We start from the raw sequence: 23,215 nt of genomic DNA on the forward strand, positions 1-23,215 counted from the left end.
ACAAATGAAGAAGAAAGTTTTGAAAGCTGCCGCACCAGTAATGGTGCTGGCGCTGGGGTTCGGGGTAGTACAATTCATGTCCGCCGCCAAGCCGGCACCGGAAAAGAAAGAGGAAGAGCAGCGCCCGGTATCGCTGCTGTTCAGCGAGGCCCGGGAGGAATCGGTACACCTCGCGGTGAGCACCCAGGGGGAAGTGCGGGCGCACACTGAGATCGACCTGACACCACAGGTTTCCGGCCGCATTATTGCCATCTCGGAAAACTTTGCCGAGGGCGCCGGCTTTGAGTCCGGCGAGACCCTGATCCAGCTTGATGATGCCGACTATCGCCTGGCGGTGGCCCGAGCCGAAACCGGCGTAAGACAGGCCGAGGTCCTGCTGATGCAGGCGAAAGCCGCTGCCGACATCAAGCGCAAGCAATGGGAATCCATCAATCCCAACAAAAAGCCCACCCCACTGCAGGTTAACCAGCCCCAGGTAGCGGAAGCCGAGGCCAGGTTACGTTCCGCCAGGGCAGAGCTCACCGATGCGAAACTGAACCTGGCACGCACCCGCATCAAGCTGCCCTTCCGTGGCCGGGTGATCAGCCGCGATATCGGCGTGGGCCAGTATGTCACTGCCAGCATGCCCCTGGGCCGGGTATTTGCCACCGACCGCGTTGAGGTGCGCCTGCCACTCACCGATGCACAACTACAGGAACTGGAGCTGCCCATGGGCTTTGTCGCCAGCAACGACAACCCGGGCCCGCAGGTAACCCTGTCAGCCCAGGTGGGCCGGCAACAGCGCCAGTGGCAGGGACACATCGTCCGCACCCAGGCTGCGGTGGACCAGCAGACACGTCTGATCTATGCCGTGGCCGAAGTGAAAGATCCCTATGGGGCGGGCGCCAGTGACGGCGTCCCGCTCGCTGTCGGGCTGTTTGTCACTGCCGAGACAGAGAGCGTGCAGGAGCGCCACGCCACGGTGCTCCCCCGGGAGGCCCTGCGCAATGCCGACAAAGTCTACGTGATCGACGAAGAGGATCGCCTGGATATCCGCACGGTGGAAGTCCTGTCCACTTCTGAAAGCCGGGTCGTGGTCGCCTCTGGCGTCGCTGATGGCGAGCGGGTGGTGACCTCCACCGTCGCCAATGTGGTGGACGGCATGGCCGTACAGCCCATTACCCAGTTGGCCCGCAAGTAACGGAGTGCGCGCATGAACAAATTGATTGAATGGTGGGCCCGCAACAGTGTCGCCGCCAACCTGGCCATGGTGGGTATCTTCGTCGCCGGCATTATCGGCTTCGGCCTGATGGAACGGGAGATGGACCCGCAGGTGCGCTTCCCGGGCCTGGAAATTCGCGTCGCCTGGCCCGGCGCCGCCCCCGAGGAAGTGGAAGAGCAGATCGTCGCCCGGATCGAGGAGGCGGTCAGCGACCTCGATAATATCGAGTGGGTCCGCTCAACCTCGTCCGAGGGCTTCGGTGAAGTCTACATCCTCGCAGAGACCTCAGTGGACTTCAGCCGGTTTATGAACGACGTGAAGATCCGCGTGGACAGCATCTCGTCCTTTCCCCGGGACATAGAACCGCCGCAGGTCCACCAGTGGGTGAATCGCCAGGAATATATCCGTGTGGCGGTACACGGTGACCTGGGCGAGCGTGAACTGAAACGACTGGCGGAGCAACTGCGGCGCGAGGCCGCTACCCTGCCTGCAATTTCCGTGGTGGAGCTGTTCGGCACCCGCATGGAGGAAGTCTCCATCGAGGTCAGTGAACTGGACCTGCGCCGCTACGGCATTACTTTCCAGGAAGTGGCCGATGCCATCCGTGCCAGCTCCATCAACCAGTCCGCCGGCACCGTGCGCACCGAGGTAGGCGCCTACCAGCTGAAGGTACGTAACCAGGCCGACACCGAACAGGAGTTTGCCAATATTATCGTGCGCCAGACGGCGGACGGCGGCACCATTCGCGTGGGCGATGTGGCCACAGTGGTGGACGGCTTCGAGGACAACGAAATCCTCGCCACCCTCAACGGCGAGCCCGCGGTATTGCTGCAGGTGATGAGCACCGAGACCATGGACATCATCACCGCATCACAGTCCATTCGCAAATGGATTGCCGAGCGGCAGGAAACCATGCCGGCGGGCGCCAAGCTTACTCTCTGGACCGATAACGCCGAGGACTTCAAGGGTCGCCTGGATACCATTGGCTCATCCGCCTTCCAGGGCCTGTTACTGGTATTACTGGTACTGGTGTTCAGCCTGCGCCCGAAGGTGGCCTTCTGGGTGGCCATTGGTATTGCCACCGCTTATGCCGGTGCCTTCGTGCTACTGCCGAGCGTGGGTGTGTCCCTGAACATGCTGTCCACCTTTGCCTTCCTGCTGGTGCTGGGGATCGTGGTGGACGATGCCATCGTGGTGGGTGAGAGTATCCATACCCAGTCCCACAATGTTGACTACCGGCATCCCGATGCCGGGCTCAAGGCTTCGGTGCTCGGCACACAACTGGTCGCCAAGCCTGTGGTCTTTGCCGTGGTCACCACTGTCCTGGCATTCCTGCCGTGGCTGTTTATCAGTGGCTCCACCAGCGATTTCACCCGCCATATCACCTGGGTGGTGATCCTGGCGCTGCTGTTCTCCCTGATCGAGTCCCTGTTTATCCTGCCGGCGCACCTGCGCCAGCTGAAGCCACGCACCGAGATGGGCCGCTTCGGGCGCCTGCAGAAAGGTATTGCCGACCGCATCGTTTACTTTGCACAGAACCACTACCGCCGTATCGGCCAGTGGGCGGTGGACCGCCGCTACCTGACCCTGAGCATTTTTATCGCAGTGCTGATGATTGGCTTCGGCATGTTCGGCAGTGGCTGGGTGAAGAAGAGCTTTATGCCCGAGATCGAGTCCGACGAAGTCATTGTCAACGTTGTGATGCCCGAGGGCGCGCCCTATAGCCGCGCACTCGAAGTGCTGGCCCAGCTGCAGGACGCGGAAAAGCGCCTCGTGGAGGAGGTCAACCAGCGCACCGACGGCCAGGGCGTATTGATCGAGAACTGGTATACCCGCTCCCGCCGGGACAGCGTACTGGCCATCGTCAAGCTGGCACCGCCGGAAGTGCGCGAGATGTCCGCCAAGGATGCGGCGCTGCGCCTGCGGGAACTGCTGGGCGAGATTCCGGATGCCAAGGAAGTCTCGGTACAGTATTCCATGGGTAACAACGGGCCCGGCTTCGAGCTTTCCATCCGCCACCCGGACCTGGAGGTGTTGCGCGCGGCCACGGCCGAACTGGAAGGCCAGCTGCGCAGCTATGAAAGCCTCTACGATGTGCGCAACAACCTGGAGGGCGCATCGGAGGAGATCCGCATCGACCTGCAGCCCGGCGCTGCCAAGCTTGGCCTGACCCTGGCAGACGTCAACCGCCAGGTGCGCCAGGCCTACTTCGGTGAGGAAGTGCAGCGCCTGCCCCGCGCCGGCCAGGACGTGAAAGTAATGGTGCGCTACCCGCTGGAATCCCGCCGCTCCATCGAGAGCCTCAAGGACTTCCGCGTGCGCACCGCCGATGGCCGAGAAGTGCCCCTGCTGGCGGTGGCAGAACTGGAATACGCACCGGGCATCAAGCGCATCCAGCGCTGGAACGGCAACCGCGCCGCGCGCGTGATGGCGGACCTTAAGGACGATGTGCGCGGCGAGATCATGAAGGACCTGAACGAGAACTTCTTCCCCGCCTGGGAAAAGCGCTACCCGGGTATCATCCGCGGTGCCGTGGGCCAGGCAGAGGGCGAGAAGCGCTTTATCCAGGAAGTGCTGGGCCTGTACACCATGGCCTTCTTCGCCATGTACAGCCTGCTGGCAGTGGCCTTCCGCAGCTACTCCCAGCCGATCCTGATCCTGGTTGCCATTCCGTTTGCTTTTGTCGGCGCCATCTTCGGGCACGCCGTTACCGGCATGACCATGGCGATCTTCAGCTACTTCGGTATCGCTGCTGCCGCGGGTGTGGTGGTCAACGACAACCTGGTGCTGATGGATCACAGCAACCGGCTGCGTGACCAGGGCATGCATCCACTCAAGGCCATCGTGGAAGCCGGTGTGGCCCGCTTCCGCCCCATCCTGCTGACCACCGTCACCACCATTGTCGGCCTGATGCCAATGATGATGGAACGCAGCATCCAGGCGGCATTCCTGCAGCCGATCGTGGTGGCACTGGCATTCGGGGTATTTGTGGCCTTCTTCGTGACACTGCTGCTGGTACCGGCGCTCTATGGGGTCGGCGTGGATATTGGTGCGGCAACCGGTCGTGCCAGGGACAGGGTGAAGTCCCTGCTGGCAGGCCCGAACCACAGCGCCGATACCGCCAGCGACTGAGCCAACATCACTGGAGCGCGACCAGACGCGGTTTCCACCTGAAACTTCACTGAATGAGCAGGCCCGGCAATATGCCGGGCCTGTTCATTCAGGAGCCAGTCCTGCCAGGCGGCAACCCTGCAGTATGCCGGACCCGACTCTCCCGGCAGTACTGACACGGGCATCTTTACCGGCTGGCACTGCCGACACACCCTCCTATAGTGCGAATGCCACTGCCATCCGGCGCAGCCCCCCCCTCGCCCACGACCAACCTGATCACGGCTATGGCTCACTCATTACCGGCCGCCGACCGGGCCAGGTACAGGCGCAGCAACTTGATTAGGCCTGACTTCTCTGTATCCGTAAGGACTGACAGGAGCCTGTCCTGGGTCGCAACGTGGTCAACAATCGCCTTTCTAATCACCGCCCGCCCCCGGGTGGTTAATTTTACCTGCCTGCTGCGCCTGTCCCCGGGGCTCACCACCCGCTCAATAAAGCCTCCCCTCTCCAGGGAGTCCAGGCGGCTCGTCATCGAGCCGGAAGTCACCAGCATCTGGTCGAGCAACTGCGAGGGAGTGAGCGTGTACGGCGGTCCGCTGCGCAATAACGTGGCGAGGACATCGAAGCCGGCGTCAGTCAATCCGTGACGGCGAAATGTCGCCGACATTGCCTGCGTCATCTGTTTATTGACCAGCTGTAAACGGCCGATCAGGGCCATCGACGAAGTGTCCAGCCCGGGCATTTCTGCCGCCCAAAGCTCCTGAATGCGGTCCAGGTTATCCATACCGGTATCGCCCTACTATCTTGAACTCAAGACAATCATGCATTATCTTGAATTCAAGGTAAAATCCGGAACTCGAGGTATCCCGGGCAATGAATACGGAAAACCCGCCTTTCCTGGTTGCACGATATGCATTGATCATCGCGATTGTCGGCGGACTGGCCGCGCTGCTGACCTTCGCCGCAGGCGGTCTGGGAGGGACCGGTGTCACGGCACAGGAATTCGTCGACCTGCAACAGGGCCACACTGTGCATGCGGGGTTTCGCCGGGCACACGCCAAGGGCTTTTGTGTGGCCGGTGAATTCGTTTCCAGCGGGGCTCTGGAACCCCACACAACCGCGACGCTCTTCGCCAGCCAAACCACGCCCTTTGTGGGGCGGCTCTCCATCGCCGGCAGCAACCCGACCGCGCCCGACCTGAAGGCCCCGGTAAGAAGCCTGGCCCTGAGTTTCAACCCGGGCAAAGGCGTGGCCTGGCGCACAGCAATGAATACCCCACCGGTGATGGCGGTTCGCACACCGGAAGACTTTTTCCTGCAGCTCTCGGCACTGGCACCTGACCGGGAAACTGGCAAGCGCGACCCGGGCAAGATCAGCCGTTTTTTCGACGAGCACCCTGAAAGCAAGGCCTTCACCGACTGGGCCTCGAACTACCAGCCCACTGGCAGCCTGGCCACGGAGAAGTACCACAGCATCAATGCGTTCTATCTCGTTAATTCGGGTGGAAAGCGGCAGGCAGTCCGCTGGCAAGCGCGACCGGTCGCCCGGGAAACAGGCATCCGCCCGGCCCCGGGCAGGGACGCGCTGCACCGGGAGTTCTTCCGCAGGCTCGGGCAGGGCCCGGTAAAATTTGACCTGGTATTTACCCTCGCCGCCCCGGAAGATGACGCGGATGACCCCACCCGGCCATGGCCGCAATCCCGCCGACAGCTGGTGGCTGGCCAGCTTGTCATTAATAGCGCGACACCCCAGGCGGGCGGCGCCTGCGAGGGAATCAGCTTTGATCCCCTGGTTCTTCCGCACGGTATGGAACCGACCCGGGACCCCATCCTGCGCGCCCGCTCCGCAGCCTACGCCGAGTCATATCGCCGCCGCGCAAGGGAACACTGGTTGGGCCGTGCCGGGGAGGCTGGAGAATGAAACCGGATAATACTGTGGCAACTTACAGCTTCACCGTGCGCATCATCCACTGGGGGATGGCCGTTCTGCTGCTCTCGCTCTTGTTGGCCGGGCTTACCATGGTCCGCAGCCTCGAGCCCTGGCAACCCGCATTGCTGGGATTGCACAAATCCCTCGGGACCATTGCTTTCATCGCGGTCATCACCAGGCTCTCTGCGCGCCTGGACAGCGCCAGCCCTGGACTGCCACAGGCGATGCACCCGCTGCAGCGTGCAGCAGCCAGGTCCAGCCACTTGCTGTTATATGTGCTTATGATCGCCCAGCCATTGTCCGGTTACCTGATGCAAAGCGCCGCGGGCCGCCCTATTCACGTTTTCGACTGGTTGACCATTCCCACCGCCTTTCCGGTAAACCAGGAGCTTTACGGTTTGTTCCGCGAAACCCACTGTGCGCTCGCAGCAAGCCTTGCGGTATTGGTTCTCATACATATCGGGGCCGCGCTTCACCACGGCCTGGTCCGGCGTGATGGGGTATTGCAGAGCATAACCCTGCCGAAGGGCAAACTGGATAAGGCATAAAACAAGGGACAGGAGCGGGACTGAGACCGGATTAAAGAAGAGCCCTTTTCTCCCCACAGCACGGTTAAACAAAAAAATCCGGCATTTGCCGGGCTTCAGACAGAACCTCAATAAGCTTTTCGCGAGAAAGTCACTCCCAACGGGATTAGCTTCGCTGCGCTCGCTGGTCTCCGGCGCTACGCGCCTCCGGCTCGAACGGGTTTCTCCCCCAAATCCCCCTCGCCGCTGTAAACAAAAATCCCGGAGTAGGCGGAAAACAAGATCGGAGTAAAAATACGGGAGGGATGGACTCAAAACACGCTGAGCGTGTTTTGACCCTGCGGGCTCGGCGGGACGCCTCGGTCCCAACTCGCGTACGCGAGCTGGTCGAACCGCGAGGGTTCTCACCCTCCCCGCAACGCGGTTAAACAAAAAAGCCCGGCGTTTGCCGGGCTTTTTTGTTTAATGGCGGTGAGGGAGTCCGCCTAACCGGCATCGAATCACGTCCAAGCCAATGCAAAATAGCACTATGCACAGGGCATTTTTCGTGTATCTTGTCCAACCCACTGTAAGTGCATCCAGGTAAATCCAGGTGCCATGTGTAGAAGATTGCGTATAAGAATTCGGACTACAGATGCCTGCTATTCACAAACTGACCGCACTGAAAGTTAAGAGCGCAACCAAGACCGTCGGTGACGGTGGCGGTTTATGGCTGAAGATCCAGTCTGGCGGACAGCGGTCCTGGACGTTTCGCTACCGCTTCGCCGGGAGAGCCCGGGAAATCGGTATCGGTAGCGCCACATCGCTCACGCTGGCTGAAGCCCGTGAGATCGCCGCCGAATTCCGGGCGCTAGTAGCCAAGGGTACTGACCCTAAGGTCAAGCGCGACGCCGAGCGTGTGGCCCAGGCGCTGGAGCGTAACCGGGCCCGCACATTCGATCAATGCGTGGACAGCTACCTTGCGGCGCGGTCAAGCGAGTGGAGGAACGCCAAACATCGCCAGCAATGGCGCAACACCCTTCATACCTATGCCAGCCCCCTCCTAGGTCACCTTCCCGCGGCGGATATCGGCATCACCGAAGTGGTAAAGGTACTTGAGCCGATCTGGAGATCCAAGACAGAGACCGCCACGCGGGTCAGGCAGAGGATCGAGGCGGTGCTGGACTGGGCGACAGTCATGCAGATCCGCCACGGTGACAACCCGGCCCGCTGGAAGGGGAACCTCTCGGAGGTCCTTCCCACGCCAACCAAGGTTAAGAAAGTCAAGCACCACGGGGCCATGCCAGTAAAGGATATGCCCCGCTTCATGGCTCGACTACGAGACCTCAATTCCGTCGCGGCAATGGCCATGGAGTTTACGATCCTGACGGCCGCGCGCACAGGAGAGGTCATTGGCGCCACGTGGGATGAAATTGACCTTGCCTCACGGACCTGGACGGTACCACCCGAACGGATGAAAGCAGGGAAACAGCACGTGGTTCCCTTACCTGACCGGGCTGTTGAGCTGCTGACGCTACTGCCGAGATTCGAGGAGACACCTTATCTGTTTCCCGGCGCCCGCACCGGCCGCCCGATCTCGAACATGACCATGCTGAAGCTACTAAAGCAGACCCTCGGGTATCCGGACTACACCGTGCATGGTTTCCGATCCACTTTTCGCGACTGGGCCGCCGAAGAAACCAGCTTCCCGGTCAGGGCCGTCGAATACGCGCTCGCCCACCAGCTCAAGGACAAGGTTGAAGCGGCCTACCAGCGCAGCAACCTCCTTGAACAGCGTCGTGAACTCATGCACGCATGGATGAATTTCCTGGCAACCGAGCGCCCTTCCAAGCACACGGATAGCGTCACCGCCGCGGTGGCCAGCTGACTGAACCAAGCAACCGTATATCGAGGTAACCATGTTTCGCACCCAAAAATTCCACGCTGCAATTGATGAGGCTTTTGAGCTGCTGTCCAGGTTCCAGGAGCCCCTACCGGAAAAAGAACGCCGGGCACTGGGAGCGATCCTGGCAAGGCACAAAGACGCAATGGAGCATATCAGCACCCCTGCTGCTGACAAGAAGGCGGTGAACAGGAAAGCAAAGAGCGCGCATAAGGCACTCGCCAGGTTTGAAGAGGCTTGGTCGGGGCTTACCGCCGTCTTCATTGCTGACGCTCCACCCGACTACTCGGTAGATGTCAGCCCCGAGACCTTTAGGGTTACCCGGGAGAGTAGCGACCCAGCGGTTGCCGCGTACACACATTTACATGATCTGAATGGTGAAGCCCTGTGGGGATACCAGATTTCCGACTGCCTCAAGCAACTCGTTGACGAGCAGCTTCGAATACAGACTGCCACCTGTTTACTCCCCTGGTCACAGCGGGTTGACAACATACTGTCCATGGCGGCATCCGAGTGCGAGTCAAGGGGAATAATCATCTCAGCTCAACCGGAGAGCAGGTTTTTCAAGATCGCCGACTGGCTCTTGCCGCCCAACGCCGGCACCAGATCCCGGATTCAAAAACTGATAACCACAAGTTAACAGACCTGTCAAGAGGCCGATATTGGGCACAAACCTGTCCCGAATCAGGTCTCTCACTCCGACGCGAAGCAACGGCATCTTTCCTCGTGTAACGCACAACACGGAGAGTACAAGATGCCCACGAGCTACACCCCCACCAGCAACCCTCTACTGCGCCTGCCGCAGATTATCGGCCAGGATGAAGTCACGGAAGCCGAAGCAGCGGCCAACCGAAAGCGAGGCAAAGGTCCGCGACGCCCGCGGCCACGGATACCACCGCTAATCCCCGTCTGCGCATCGACCTGGTGGAACGGAGTCAAGTCTGGCCGGTTCCCCCAGCCGGTTCGCCTGCACGGCAACATCACTGCCTGGCGCTCGGAGGACATCATGCAACTCGTCAATGAAGGGGTGGAGCCATGAGTGTGATTACCCCCGCCGATGGCACCGGCGTCACCCACCTCACGACCGTAGAGCGGTTCTGCCATGCCATCCGCCAGTGTGGACTGGAACCACCGGCACTGATAAATCCAGGCATCCTCCATACCTTCCCCGGTGCCAGGGATCAGGCAGAAGGATTGGACGGGTGGCGCTTCCTGTTCCCCTTTACTTCCGGTGGTTGCTACGGCGACTGGTCGACCGGGAAGCATGACCTGTGGCGCCCTGAGGGAACGCTCCTACTGCCGGCAGCCGTACGTGAAGATCTCGCTCAGCAGCTGTATTTAGCCCTCAGACGGCAGCAGCTCACCGCCGACACCGACTCCCGTTCAGCTGCGGGACAAGCTCTTGAAGAGGCCCAATAATGACGCCTGCAACGCCTGATAACTACGAATGGCCTGACCTGGTACCGTTTGACCGACCCGATCTGCCTCGGCTGGACGTCGGGCTCCTGTCCTCCTGGGCTGGGGAATTCGCCACTGCGATATCAGCCGCGACAGAGACTCCACCGGAACTGGCTATGGGGATGGTGCTGGTTACCTGCGCGGCGGCTGCAGCACGCAGCTTTGACGTGCGGGTCAAGCCCGGGTATCACGAGCCCTGCAACCTGTGGATCGTCGCCGCGCTGCCCCCAGGTAACCGCAAGAGCGCTATTCAGTCTGCAGCCACCCACCCACTGGTGGAATGGGAAAGGGAGCAAGCCAAACGGCTTCAGCCGGAGATTGACGCTGCTACCAGCGACAGGAAGACTATGGAGGCGCGGGCCAACCGCCTCCGCAGGAAGGCCGCGAACGAAGAAGACCTGGAAGCCGCAAAACAACTGGCCAAGGAGGCGGCTGATCTCGAGGCCAAACTCCCGCACGTCCCTGTGGCGCCGCAGATCTGGACCTCCGATGCGACTCCGGAACGCCTCGGCAACCTGCTCGCTGACCAAGATGAGTGCATGGCTTGGCTGTCGTCAGAGGGCGGCGTCTTTGACCTACTTCAAGGTAGATACTCCGGTGGTATCCCCAACCTGGACCTGATCCTCAAGTCACATAGCGGCGACGCCGAGCGTGTTGACCGGGGAAGCCGCCCGCCGGTATACCTGCGTAAGCCCCGACTCAGTATTGGCCTGAGCCCCCAACCTGATGTGTTGCGGGGACTGGCATCCATACGAGGCTTCCGTGGCCGCGGTTTGTTAGGCCGTTTTCTGTACCTGCTGCCTCCTTCGCCACTGGGCTATCGGTCACTTGAAAACCGGCCGGTACCCGCGGCAGTTAGTAATAACTACCGTGCCGGGCTGGCAGCAATGCTTAACCAAAGCCAGGCGGCAGCCATATCGGGGGAAGCTACCCTCAAGACAGTCCGGCTAAGCCGCGACGCTCTTGAGTTATGGCACGAGTTTGCCATGGAAGTTGAACGCCAGATGAAGCCCGGCGGCGAGTTCGAGTCCATCACTGACTGGGCTTCCAAAGCCCCCGGCGCAGCCGCCCGTATCAGTGGCGTGCTACACGGCATCATCCATGCGCATGGAGTTCCATGGGAGGAAGAGATAACGGCCGAGACGGTGGGTGCCGCGTGCGAAATAACCAGCGTCATTTCGCGTCACAGCCTTGCGGCCATGGATATGATGGGAGCCGATGATTCTGTCGCTGCTGCCCAGACAGTCCTGAGGTGGATAGAGCGGCGGCAACTTGACAACTTCCGCATCCGGGAAGCCTTTAACGCGTTGAAAGGTACCTTTCCCCGTGTCGAGATGCTCCGCAAGGCAATAGCCACCTTGGAGGAGCGTGGGTATGTGAAGGTCACCCCGTTAGTGCGTGAAGGCCGTGGCCGGCCGCCCTCCCCCCTCATCACTGTGCGCCCAGGGCTTTTCGGTGCCGCCAGATGAGCTGGCGGGATATCCTGAGAGGGAATCAGACGATAGCACCTCCGCAAAATTCGCAGAATCCGCAAAAATCCCCCCCCGAGGTTATTTCTGCGAATAGTGCGGATACTGCGGAGGAGCAGGACAAAACACTGCGCAACCAGCTTGTCGCAAGCCTTGATTCCCCTTGCCAGTGGCTAGAGGTCTCCCCAGAAGTGGTCCTAGCCAACCTCGCCAGCGAAGACCTGGAGGACTGGCAAGCGGGGCAAATCAACCAGCAAACACTGGAGGCCTTCGCCAGGTCATTGAACCAGCAGCTCGTAATGGAAAGGGGGCGGCCCCCTGACCACTACATTGCTGTCGGTGAGTGTGAACAATGCGGGCCTATCTGGTCCTGGCGCCCGGGCCGGGTCAGCGCCTGCCCCTGGTGCAGAAACCGCCTGGAAGGAAAACCGATTCCCCGGCCACATAACCCGACCCAGGATCGGTAAGGGGATTCACCTCCTTCACCTGGGTAGGGAATGGAAGATCCGTTCGAGCAATAATACTACTGGCTAAAACTTCCAACTTCCCTATTGATTTCGTCAAAAAGGAGAGTCCGATGGGTGGAATTGGCAGCGGCCCCGCCGCGCGGGACAGTACCAAACATACCACTGATGACTACCTCTTCATCGATATCCGCCGCTGGTCACGGGACGGCTTGCTCGATCGGGGCAACGCATTCGACTGGCGCTGGCTGTCTGATGGTACGGTCCTGGCATCCATTCAAGTTCGCATCGATGAAGACTACGTCCGTTTAGGTTACCGCGCACGCCACCCGGGATACGACTGGCAGAGCATGCGCTGCGACATTCCCATCGCCTGGACCAGGTGCAACTACGGTGGCAGCCGTCCCTGGTTCCGGTGTCCAGCCAATCACTGCGGTGCTCGAGCTGCTTTACTCTTTCTCCGGCAAGGCGTGTTCGCCTGCCGCAGCTGCCATAACCTGGCCTATGATAGCCAGAGGGAACAGGACCACGAGCGCTTGGCACGAAGAGCAGAAGCGATCCGAAGACGCCTAGGATGGCCCGCCGGCATTCTCTGTTGCAGCGAAATGGGTAAGCCGAAAGGCATGCACTGGCGGACATACACCCGCTTGAAACGACTCCATGACGCCGCGGTTGTGTCTGTTATGCAAAGGGCTACCGATCTCCTGCAGCTCGTTTGATCCCAGCCATGGGCCAGCAGAGCTTCATCCAACCAAGATACTTCCAATCTCCTTGAGCAAAATCCGCAAAATTCGCAGTAACAGTACCCCGAGCCCATTTCTGCGAATTGTGCGGATTTTGCGCACCTAGATTCGATTCAAATCATGATCTGGAGGCTTGCGTAAAGGAAACTCCCAGTGACCATGCCCCGGCCCCCTAAGGGAGGTTAAGGGCAGCACCATTCCCACGGGGGCTGCGAATTGCGGCACGGAATCCCCCGGCTGTAGAATCAGGTGTATTCTGGCTCTAGCATCCCGGCCGGGCTGTACAAATAACATACAAAATGGTGTTGGCGCTCGACCCCACCCCACTTAGGTTAAATAACGATCAACTTATGGATAAAAGCTTCACTCAGATGGGGGCCTTCCTCTGGTCCGTCGCCGACCTGCTGCGCGGCGACTTCAAGCAATCCCAGTATGGCCGGGTGATCCTTCCCTTCACCCTGCTCCGCCGCCTGGAGTGGGTGCTGGCCCCCACCAAGGCTGAGGTGCTGGAGCAGTTCGAGAAGGTCAAGGCCATGCCCGAGGAGGCACAGGAGAAGCTGCTGCTGCACGCCGCCCGGCAGCCGTTCTATAACACCTCGGCCATGGACCTGGGCGCGCTGGGTACCACCCAGATCCTCGACAACCTCGAGAGCTACGTGCAGTCCTTCAGCCCCGCCGCACGGGAGATCTTCGATTACTTCTCCTTCAGCGAATTCCTGGAAAAGCTGAACGACGCTAACCTGCTGTACCTGGTGTCCGAGAAATTCGCCACCATCGACCTGTCCCCGGAGCACATCAGCAACCATGAGATGGGCCTGATCTTCGAGGACCTGATCCGTCGCTTCGCCGAATCCTCCAATGAGACCGCCGGTGAGCACTTCACCCCGCGCGACATCGTACGCCTGACCACCTCGCTGGTGTTCGCTGGTGACGACGAGGCCCTGGCCAAGTCCGGCGTGGTGCGCTCCATCTACGACCCCACTGCGGGTACCGGCGGCTTCCTGTCCTCCGGCATGGAATACCTGCACGAAGTCAACGAGGGCGCGCGGCTGGCCACATTCGGCCAGGAGCTGAACCCCGAGTCCTACGCCATCTGTAAGGGCGACATGCTGATCAAGGGCCAGGACGTATCCAACATCAAGCTGGGCAACACCCTGTCCGACGACCAGCTGCCACTGGAGCGCTTCGACTACATGCTCTCGAATCCGCCTTTCGGGGTGGAGTGGAAGAAGGTGCAGAAGGCCATCCTGGATGAGCACAAGGTCAAGGGTTACGACGGCCGCTTCGGCCCCGGCCTGCCGCGGGTGTCCGATGGCTCCCTGCTGTTTCTACTGCACCTGATCTCCAAGATGCGCCCCAGGGACGAGGGTGGCAGCCGCATCGGCATCATCCTGAACGGCTCCCCCCTGTTTACCGGTGGCGCCGGCAGCGGCGAGAGCGAGATCCGCCGCTATATCCTCGAGCACGACCTGCTGGAGGCCATCATCGCCCTGCCCACCGACATGTTCTACAACACCGGCATCGCCACCTATATATGGGTGCTGTCCAACCACAAGCCGGCCGAGCGCAAGGGCAAGGTGCAGCTCGTGAATGCCACCGGTGACGGCTACTTCGCCAAGATGCGCAAGTCCCTGGGCTCCAAGCGCAACTACCTGACCGAGGAGGCCATCGAGGCGGTGGTGCGGGCCTACGGCCAGTTCGAGGCCGGCCCGGACAGCAAGATTTTCGACTACCGGGAGTTCGGCTACCGCCGCATCACGGTCGAGCGACCACTGAAACTGGCACTGTACCCGCACGACGAGGAGCGGCTGGCGACGCTGCAGGCGGACAAGGGTTGGGAAAAGCTCGAGCGGTACGACCAGCACCATGTACTCGAAGCCCTGAAAGAAATGGCCGAAGAAAAATATCTGTCCCGTGACACCTTCAAGAAAGAACTCACCGGGAAGCTCAAGGAGAAGAGTGTCAAACTGACCGCTCAGCTCTTCAAGGTACTGTGCAAGCACCTGGGTGAGCAGGACGAAGACGCCGAGGTTTGCACCACCAAGGGCCAGCCGGAACCCAACCCGGACCTGCGCGACAACGAGAATGTGCCGCTGACCGAGAGCCCGGAAGACTATTTCGCCCGGGAGGTGCTGCCGCACGTACCCGATGCCTGGATCGACACCGGCAAGACCGACCCGCAGGATGGTCAGGTGGGTGTCGTCGGCTATGAAATTCCGTTTAACCGACACTTCTACCAATACGTGCCGCCGCGCTCGCTTGAGGCCATCGACGCTGACCTAGATAAGGTGACGGCGGAGATTCTGGAGCTGCTGCAGGAGGTACACTCCTGATGACCGATCGCTACCGAAGCTACATTGGTTCGTCGGAAAGTGGTGTGCCCTGGGTGGGGGCAATACCGTCGACTTGGGACCTCGTAAAAGGGCGTAGACTGTTTAAAAGTATCCGAGAAGCTTCTCGTGCAGAGGACGAACAGTTGTCCGCAACCCAAGATCAAGGCGTCGTGCCACAAAAGCTGCTGATGGCGAATTCTGACCGCCGCGTTGTTCAGGCCCTAAAAGGCACCGAGAGCTTTCGGCATGTCGACGAAAACGACTTCGTTATCAGCCTGCGGAGTTTTCAGGGGGGCATCGAGCATAGCGCTTATAGCGGCTGCGTCAGCCCCGCTTACACCGTGCTACGAGCAGCCAAGGATATTCACACACCGTACTTCAAGCGCCTGTTTAAGTCATACGGATATATTTCCGCACTGCAAACCTCCACGGACAGCCTCCGGGACGGCAAAGCTATATCTTATGAGGCTTTCGGAGAAATCCTGCTCCCGGTACCTCCCAAGACAGAGCAAAAAGCCATCGCCCGCTTTCTCGATCACGAAACCGGCAAGATCGACCAGCTGATCGCCAAGCAGGAGCGCCTGATCGAGCTGCTCAAGGAAAAGCGCCAGGCAGTGATTACCCATGCGGTTACCAAGGGCCTGGACCCGGACGCGAGGATGAAAGACAGCGGCGTGGAGTGGCTGGGTGAGGTGCCGGAGCACTGGGGCGTAGCACGTATTAAGAACCTAGCAACCAGCATCTCCAAGGGGACGACGCCGAGCACTATAGGAGCAGATTTGACCAATGAAGGAGTCAGATTCTTAAAGGGTGAAAACATAGGAAAGTCGCTTCGGGTAAGCCCGGCACCCGAGTTCTATATATCTAAAGAAGTCGATCGACAACTATCACGGAGCCGCCTGGAAGAGAATGACGTTTTGGTAATCATTGCAGGAGCCACTACTGGGATGGCTTCAATACTTCAGGCTGAATTGCTTCCCGCGAACACGAATCAGGCTGTTAGCTTTATCCGACCTAGAAAAAGTATCTATGCAAGGCTAATAGCTCAATGGCTCTCAACTGAGTTTGCGCAACGGATTATCTGGACTGGAGCTGTGCAGTCTGCCCAACCGAACTTATCGATGGAAGATTTGGGCAACATTCCCATTGTCGTACCCCCATTAGAAGAGCTTGAATTACTGCTTGATAAGATTTCTTTAAAAATGGCAAAAATTGACCAGCTGCTGCTGCGCGCCGAGGAGAGTACTAACCTCCTATCAGAGCGGCGTTCCGCACTGATCTCCGCCGCAGTTACCGGCAAGATCGACGTGCGGCAGTGGCAATCGAAGTGCCCAACCGCCGAGACAGAGAGCGTGGCGGTATAGGGTCAACAACAATGGCTAAGGTAACCAAAGATAACTGGCGCCAATGGCTGAGCACTCTGAAGGAGTTTGAGAGCTGGTCCAAGGAGGTCGACCTGCGGGTTGCCCCCGACCTTACTCGCATCCTGTCAAGGCTTCAGGATTATGGTTACCGGCAAGTAGCTCAAGAGGACCGAATCAGTCAGCTTGACGAACTGGAGGCCCAGCGTGAACGGGAGCTGGTTGAGGAGGAGCGCCGGCGCTCGGCGCCAGCCACCAGTGGCAACCCGAAAAAGAAGGCCTCACCGAAACCGAAACGCCCGAAGCAGGGAAAGGTCCCCAAGGAAAAGCGCGATGCCGGCCACTTCACTGGCAAGGTCAAGGGCATAGTGCACTGTGACCGCTGCAAGACAAAGCATCTCGACGGCTGGCGCTTCAAGAGAGATATCGGGGACACCCAGATCTTGTGCCGGTACTGCCGCGCGCCAATTGTCGACCGGGAGAAATGGAGCCGGGGAGGCAAGCCTCCGACCGATGCACTGGTGAGGCGCGTATCCGGCAGCTTTGGTTCGGGTAAACGAAAGAAATAAAAGGGGAAGACATTGGCTGACAGCAGGGAAACACGGTTCCAGCAGGACATAATTCGCGAACTCAACGACGCCGGCTGGTTGCTGGGTACGTCCGACAAGTACGATCGCGAGCGCGCCCTATACCCGGAGGACCTGCTTGCCTACGTGCAGGAGACACAACCGGAGCAGTGGGCCAAGTTCGCCCGCAACTATCCCGATGATCCTGCCACTGCCTTGCTGAATACTACCAAACGGGCACTGAAGAAAGACGGAACGCTGAAAACGCTTCGTGGCCGACTCCGCGACCGCGGCGCCAAGCTACGGGTGTGCACCTTCAAGCCTGACCACGACAAGAATCCGGATACCCTCGCCCTCTACGCGCAGAACCGCTTGCGCGTGGTGCCGGAGCTGATTTACAGCCCCCACGGCTACGACGGCCGCATTGACCTGGCCCTATTCGTCAATGGCCTGCCGGTGGCCACGCTGGAACTGAAGTCGGCCTTCAAACAGAGCCTGGAAAACGCCAAGCTCCAGTACATGCGCGACCGCCAACCCAAGGACCCGACCAGCAAACAGCCCGAACCGCTGCTGACCTTCAAGCGCGGCGCACTGGTACACTTTGCGGTGAGCCAGTATGAAGTAGCCATGACCACCAAGCTCGCCGGCAAGGGTACCTTCTTCCTGCCGTTCAACCGCGGTACCAGCGACGGCGGCGCCGGTAACGACCAGCCGGCTGAAGGCTATGCCACCAGCTACCTGTGGCGGGAGGTACTGCAGCGAGACAGCCTGCTCAATATCCTCGGCCGCTTCATGCACCTGCAGGAGGAGTGGAAGGAGGACTGGCAGGGAAAGAAGATCAAGAAAGAAACCATGATCTTCCCCCGCTACCACCAGCTCGATGCCGTGCGCTCGCTGCTGGCGGCCACGGCAGCAGAAGGTACCGGGCACAAGTACCTGGTCCAGCACTCCGCCGGTTCCGGCAAGTCCAACTCCATCGCCTGGCTGGCCCATCAGCTTGCTTCCCTTCACGACCCGGAGAGCAACCAGGTATTCGACTCGGTGATCGTGATTACCGACCGCACCGTACTCGATTCCCAGCTGCAGGACACAATCTACCAGTTCGAGCACGCCGAGGGGGTGGTTGCGCGCATCAACCGCGAGGAAGGGGACGGCAGCAAATCGGAGCAGCTGGCAGCGGCACTGGCGGCGGGCACACCGATCATAATCGTCACCATCCAGACCTTCCCCTTCGTGCTGAAGGCCATCCAGGAATCCACCGGGCTCAAAGACCGGCGCTTCGCCGTAATCGCGGACGAGGCACACAGCTCCCAGACAGGCGCCACCGCCCGACAGCTGCGCGAGGTGCTGATGGCCGAGCAACTCGATGACGCCAACGAGATCAGCGGTGAAGACGTGCTGGCGGCCACGTTGGCCGCGCGCAAGGGCTCTGCCAATATCAGCTACTACGCCTTTACCGCCACCCCCAAGGCCAAGACCCTGGAACTGTTCGGGCGCCGGCCGGACATGTCGCGCCCAGCAGCGGATGACAACAAGCCGGTGGCCTTCCACATCTACAGTATGCGCCAGGCCATCGAGGAGGGCTTTATCCTCGACGTGCTGCAGAACTACATCACCTACAACCAGGCCTACAAGCTGGCCCACGCCAACCCGGAGAAAGACACAGAGGTCGAGAGCAAGCGCGCCGCCACCCAGGTTGCCAAGTGGGTGCGCCTGCACCCCTACAACATCGCGCAGAAGGTGGAGGTGATCGTCGAGCACTTCTACCGCACCGTCGCTCGCGAACTGAATGCCGAGGCCAAGGCCATGGTGGTTACCGGCAGCCGCAAGGAAGCGGTGCGCTACAAGCTGGCCTTCGACAAGTACGTGCAGGAAAAGGGTTGCCCGAATATCAACGCCATGGTGGCCTTCTCCGGTGAGGTAGTCGACAAGGAATCCGGCCCCGAGCCGTTTACCGAGCGCAACATGAACCCCGGCCTCAAGGGTCGCGATATGCGCAAGGCCTTCGATACCGACGAGTATCAGGTAATGCTGGTGGCCAACAAGTTCCAGACCGGTTTCGACCAGCCCAAGCTGGTAGCCATGTACGTGGACAAGAAGCTCTCCGGCGTCGACTGCATCCAGACCCTGTCACGCCTGAACCGCACCTACCCCGGCAAGGAAAACACCTACGTCCTCGACTTTGTCAACGACCCTGAGGACGTGCTGAGCGAGTTCAAGAAGTATTACCAGACCGCCGAGCTGGAGAATGTCTCCGACCCCAACCTGATCTACGAGATCCAGACCAGTCTGATGGAAGAGCGCCTTTTTCAGTGGCACGAGGTCGAAGCACTCGCCAACGCCTTCTTCGACCCCAAGGCCTCTCAAGACACGCTGACACGGCACTGCAAGCCGGCGATGGACCGCTACCAGCACCGCTACAGGGACGTGATGGAATCCGTCCGTATGGCGCGGACGGCAGTCAAGGATGCCGAGGCCAATGGCAACGAGGCCGACCAGGCCAATGCCCTCGCCCGCCTGAAAGAAGCCAAGGCGATGAAGGATGTCCTCGATACCTTCAAGCGCAACCTCAACGCCTTCGTGCGCTTCTATGAATTCTGCAGCCAGGTCGTCGAGTTCGACGATGAAGAACTGGAGCAGCTGGCCGTCTACTGCAAGCACTTGTACCCCTTGCTGCGGATCGAACAGACCGACGACGAGATTGACCTCAGCCTGCTACAGATGACTCACTACAAGCTCTACGAGGCCCGCCAGCAGCGCCTGAGCCTTCGGGAGAAGGAAGGTGACTACAAGCTCAGGGGTATCACCTCGGTAGGTTCACACACGCCGAAGGATCAGGAGACCGAGCTGCTATCGCAAATCCTGGAGCGCCTCAATGACCTGTTCGTCAGTGAGCACCTGACGGATAAAGACCGAATCAACTGGTTCAACACGCTCAAGGACAAGGTCTCGGAAAACGAGACCGTCATGGACCAGGTCCGCAACAACACCGCGGAGCAAGCGATGCTGGGCGATTACCCGAAGGCGGTGCAGGATGCGGTGATCGAGAGCATGACGGCGCACAGCGAACAATCTACACAGTTCCTCTCCAGTGAGAGGATTGCACGGCAGGTGACAGAGATGTTGCTGGCCGTAATCAAGCAGGGACTTTAAGGAGCGGCAAGATGGCTGTTTGGTTGGTTCGCGCCGGGGGCGCCGGGGAACGCGAAGATTTCGCGCTGGAAAACAATTGTGTCGTGATTGGCTGGCTCCGGTTGCCTGACCTGTCATCGGTGCAGGACAAGGAGACCCTCAAGGAGTTACTGGTAGCCAATTACCCCGACGCAGGTGCCGGTAAGATTAGGAACTGGGCCGGGCAAATCTGGTCCTTCTGCATGCGAATAGATATTGGCGACCTGGTGGTTTTACCGCTGAAGAGCCGCTCCTCAATAGCAATCGGCCGGGTGACAGGATCCTATCGGCGCAGCCCTGACGGAGAGCACCAACGTCCGGTAGAGTGGCTGGAAACCGACCTCCCCCGCTCCAGATTTGACCAGGACATCCTCTACTCCTTCGGCGCCTTCCTCACCGTCTGCCAGATTAAGCGGAATAATGCCGAAGAGCGCATCAACGCAGTCCTCTCCGGCGGTTCCTCCACATGGATTCCTCCCGTCGCGGCGGCGAACACCGTCGATGACCTCGAGGGTGATGAAGAGGAGGAAGCGGAAGTTTCCAATCCAGACCTGGAGCAGATAGCCCGGGACCAGATCCGAAGCTACATCGGGCAGAAATTCCGCGGTCACGACTTCTCCCGCCTGGTGGCCGAGATCCTGAAAGCTCAGGGATTCAAAACCAAGGAATCCCCTCCTGGTGCGGACGGGGGTATCGACATCATCGCCGGCAAGGGCCCGATGGGGTTCGATGCCCCTCGGCTAGCCGTACAGGTAAAGTCCAGTGACACCGCCCTCGACGTCACCGTGCTGCGGGAGCTCCAGGGAGTAATGCGGAATTTCGGCGCCGACAACGGGCTGATCGTATCCTGGGGTGGCTTCAAGTCCACCACCCTCAAGGAGGCGGCCAAGGTATTTTTCGAGGTGCGCCTGTGGGACTCGGATGATGTAGTCAGGTTCGTCCAGGAGCACTACGACAGCCTGCCTGACAGCCTGCAGGCCGAGCTGCCCTTGAAACCAATCTGGGTATTAGTACCGGAAGATATCGCATGATCACGGCCAGAGAATTGAGCTACCGACCTTGAGCAGGATTATTTGATCGTGCCGGCTTCGGTGCAGCGGGTTGCTGCCGGCGCGGTACTAGGTTTACGGCCTGTAGACTCAGCTGACAAAGAGGAGAAGACAAGATGAGGCGTGCAGCTGTTCTGATCGGGGTAAAAAAGGTGCCACCTCTACCTGAGCTCCAAGCTGTTTGGGACTGCGTGGAGCGTATGGCAGAGTGGATGCAGTCCCAAGGGGTCTCGAAAGAAGATATCCGGATCATAACCGACGAGGACGAGCCGACTAACATCGGACGAATCAAGCGAGCAGTACGCGAGTTAGTCTTTAGCAATACTGTCGAGCAATTGATTGTCTATTTCTCTGGGCACGGGATCAACAACGCTCGGAACGAGTACTGGCTCCTATCGGATGCCACCACCGACCCAGATGATGCCGTCAATGTGACTTACAGCGAGGAATTCGCGCGGCACTGCGGTATCCCACATATTGTGTTCGTCTCTGATGCATGCCGCACCGCGGCCGAAGGAATCCGAGCGCAAGGGATCAGGGGAGGGACCATATTCCCGAGCCTTGACGTCACGGGCCTTGAAAAGCACGTCGACCTCTTCTTCGCAACGATACTTGGGCACCCATCCCTTGAGATCAAGGACGTCACCGACTCAGCTGGACGATATCAGGCAGTCTACACGGACACCCTGCTCGAAGCCCTGCGTGGGGCCCACGTGAGCATCGCCGAAATGGACCAACAACTAGGAAGGAAAGTGATCCGCCCCAGACCTCTCAAGGATTTTCTCACAGACGAGGTCCCGAAACGCGTCTTTGCCAGGACTAAGAAGAGCCAGCAACCCGATGCCCGCATTACATCGTTATCCTCTGCTTGGATTTCCACGCTGCCATCCGGCGCAGCTTCTGAGGATCGAGCGCCAACCCCTATGCGCATTCGGCCCGGCAGGTGGCATAGGGGCTTCATCAGGCTCCCCTTATTTAAGGCGAGCCGCAGCTCGGCTTCTGCACCCGCCCGGACAACGGCCAATTCTTCAGAGCTGGAATCACTATCCGCGCGTGCTTTTCTGAACGCGACCAAGGTAAAACACAGCAAGCTTCGGCCCTTACTAGGAAGGGCTTCCGATTTGGATCCCCCTGAGGTCCGGATGTTCAAGGAAATTGTAAAGACGAGCGCACGAACCTTCGGACCACGACAGTTCGAAACGCAATGCGGATTCAAGGTTTCCGGGGCTAAGGTGAAAGACACTTTCGCAGTAAACGCGAGCACCAAAATCTTGAGCGAAAACTCACATCTCGTCCACATCGGACTGCAGTCCGGTACGCCGGAAAATATCTTGCTGATTTTCGAGAACGGCACGGGGGTTGTCCTGCCCGCGATTCAAGATTTTATCGGCGCACTTACCTTTCTTAACGGCGAACTAGTGAGCGTGAACTACGACCCAGTGGATACATCGTGGCGCTGGAAAAACTTTGAGACTCAACAACAGATACTGCAGAATTTGCGCGCAGTTGTCGCGGCATCCTCGGCAATGGGGTCCTTCCGAATTAACAATGACGAGGAGGCCGAAAGGATCGCGCGGGCGATGCAGGTCGAAAAGTCATTGGACCCTTCCCTGTCTGTGTACGCCGCGTATGCATATCGAGATCAAGGCAATCGCAGCCGTATCCAAGAGATGGCCAGTTACCAACAAGGGGACCTTGGAATCTGCTTATTCGACGTGGCGATGCTCTCCCAGATGCTCGACGACCCGGCCCAAGGCAATACAGACCAAGTATTGCCCTTCGCTCCGCTCCTGTCACAGGGTTGGTCCCTGCTCCCCGCCCACGGAATCAATCTGCCACCCTCGCTCGAACACTTGCGCGCACACGTCAATTCCAACTCGCTATGGACTTTGTACGACGCGGATGGGGTCGCCCGTATCCGGACGGCAATGCAGAACAAGGAGGTGTAACA

General features: G+C 59.6%; 15 protein-coding genes. 14 read left to right on the forward strand and 1 reads right to left on the reverse strand.

Annotation, left to right across the window (positions count from 1 at the left end; genetic code table 11):
• The first annotated feature begins 4 nt into the window (after window positions 1-4).
• Together ACH6CX_RS03590 and ACH6CX_RS03595 are read left to right on the forward strand one after the other, a co-directional pair.
• Window positions 5-1,180, forward strand: a complete 1,176-nt coding sequence (locus ACH6CX_RS03590; protein WP_334079039.1) for an efflux RND transporter periplasmic adaptor subunit — start codon at window positions 5-7, stop codon at window positions 1,178-1,180.
• A gap of 12 nt (window positions 1,181-1,192) precedes the next feature.
• The gene (locus ACH6CX_RS03595) at window positions 1,193-4,333 is read left to right on the forward strand and encodes an efflux RND transporter permease subunit (RefSeq protein ID WP_237061808.1); all 3,141 of its coding nucleotides are present in this window, start codon (window positions 1,193-1,195) and stop codon (window positions 4,331-4,333) included.
• A gap of 268 nt (window positions 4,334-4,601) precedes the next feature.
• On the opposite strand, the gene ACH6CX_RS03600 is transcribed toward ACH6CX_RS03595, so the two are convergent.
• Window positions 4,602-5,096 carry a MarR family winged helix-turn-helix transcriptional regulator gene (locus ACH6CX_RS03600; protein ID WP_233005646.1) on the reverse strand — a complete coding sequence of 165 codons (495 nt, stop codon included), beginning with the start codon at window positions 5,094-5,096 and terminating at the stop codon, window positions 4,602-4,604.
• Window positions 5,097-5,185: 89 nt separating this feature from the next.
• Between ACH6CX_RS03600 and ACH6CX_RS03605 the strand changes: the two genes are divergently transcribed.
• From ACH6CX_RS03605 to ACH6CX_RS03660, 12 genes are all read left to right on the forward strand, one after another.
• Window positions 5,186-6,232, forward strand: a complete 1,047-nt coding sequence (locus ACH6CX_RS03605) for a catalase family peroxidase (protein ID WP_396674810.1) — start codon at window positions 5,186-5,188, stop codon at window positions 6,230-6,232.
• Window positions 6,229-6,789, forward strand: a complete 561-nt coding sequence (locus ACH6CX_RS03610; protein WP_396674812.1) for a cytochrome b — start codon at window positions 6,229-6,231, stop codon at window positions 6,787-6,789. The genes ACH6CX_RS03605 and ACH6CX_RS03610 overlap by 4 nt, the downstream gene beginning before the upstream one ends.
• Window positions 6,790-7,402: 613 nt before the next feature.
• Window positions 7,403-8,635, forward strand: a complete 1,233-nt coding sequence (locus tag ACH6CX_RS03615) for a tyrosine-type recombinase/integrase (RefSeq protein WP_396674814.1) — start codon at window positions 7,403-7,405, stop codon at window positions 8,633-8,635.
• Between the two features lie 31 nt (window positions 8,636-8,666).
• On the forward strand, window positions 8,667-9,290 hold the full coding sequence (locus ACH6CX_RS03620; RefSeq protein ID WP_396674816.1) for a hypothetical protein: 624 nt from the start codon (window positions 8,667-8,669) through the stop codon (window positions 9,288-9,290).
• Between the two features lie 395 nt (window positions 9,291-9,685).
• The gene (locus ACH6CX_RS03625) at window positions 9,686-10,069 is read left to right on the forward strand and encodes a hypothetical protein (protein ID WP_396674818.1); all 384 of its coding nucleotides are present in this window, start codon (window positions 9,686-9,688) and stop codon (window positions 10,067-10,069) included.
• Window positions 10,069-11,577, forward strand: a complete 1,509-nt coding sequence (locus tag ACH6CX_RS03630; protein WP_396674820.1) for a YfjI family protein — start codon at window positions 10,069-10,071, stop codon at window positions 11,575-11,577. The genes ACH6CX_RS03625 and ACH6CX_RS03630 overlap by 1 nt, the downstream gene beginning before the upstream one ends.
• A gap of 1,557 nt (window positions 11,578-13,134) precedes the next feature.
• Window positions 13,135-15,117, forward strand: a complete 1,983-nt coding sequence (locus ACH6CX_RS03635; RefSeq protein WP_396674822.1) for an N-6 DNA methylase — start codon at window positions 13,135-13,137, stop codon at window positions 15,115-15,117.
• Entirely contained in the window at window positions 15,117-16,481 is a 1,365-nt protein-coding gene (locus ACH6CX_RS03640) for a restriction endonuclease subunit S (RefSeq protein WP_396674824.1), read from the forward strand. Before ACH6CX_RS03635 ends, ACH6CX_RS03640 begins: the two co-directional genes overlap by 1 nt.
• 11 nt (window positions 16,482-16,492) lie before the next feature.
• The gene (locus tag ACH6CX_RS03645; protein ID WP_396674826.1) at window positions 16,493-17,047 is read left to right on the forward strand and encodes a hypothetical protein; all 555 of its coding nucleotides are present in this window, start codon (window positions 16,493-16,495) and stop codon (window positions 17,045-17,047) included.
• A gap of 12 nt (window positions 17,048-17,059) precedes the next feature.
• Window positions 17,060-20,197 (forward strand): type I restriction endonuclease subunit R, encoded by a 3,138-nt coding sequence (locus ACH6CX_RS03650; protein ID WP_396674828.1) that lies wholly within the window; start codon window positions 17,060-17,062, stop codon window positions 20,195-20,197.
• Window positions 20,198-20,208: 11 nt separating this feature from the next.
• Window positions 20,209-21,246, forward strand: a complete 1,038-nt coding sequence (locus tag ACH6CX_RS03655; RefSeq protein WP_396674830.1) for a restriction endonuclease — start codon at window positions 20,209-20,211, stop codon at window positions 21,244-21,246.
• A 134-nt stretch (window positions 21,247-21,380) separates the two neighbouring features.
• On the forward strand, window positions 21,381-23,213 hold the full coding sequence (locus ACH6CX_RS03660; RefSeq protein ID WP_396674832.1) for a caspase domain-containing protein: 1,833 nt from the start codon (window positions 21,381-21,383) through the stop codon (window positions 23,211-23,213).
• Window positions 23,214-23,215 lie beyond the last annotated feature (2 nt).

Origin of the sequence: Microbulbifer sp. JSM ZJ756 (assembly GCF_044383805.1) — a bacterium.
GTDB classification, from domain to species: Bacteria; Pseudomonadota; Gammaproteobacteria; order Pseudomonadales; family Cellvibrionaceae; genus Microbulbifer; species Microbulbifer zhoushanensis.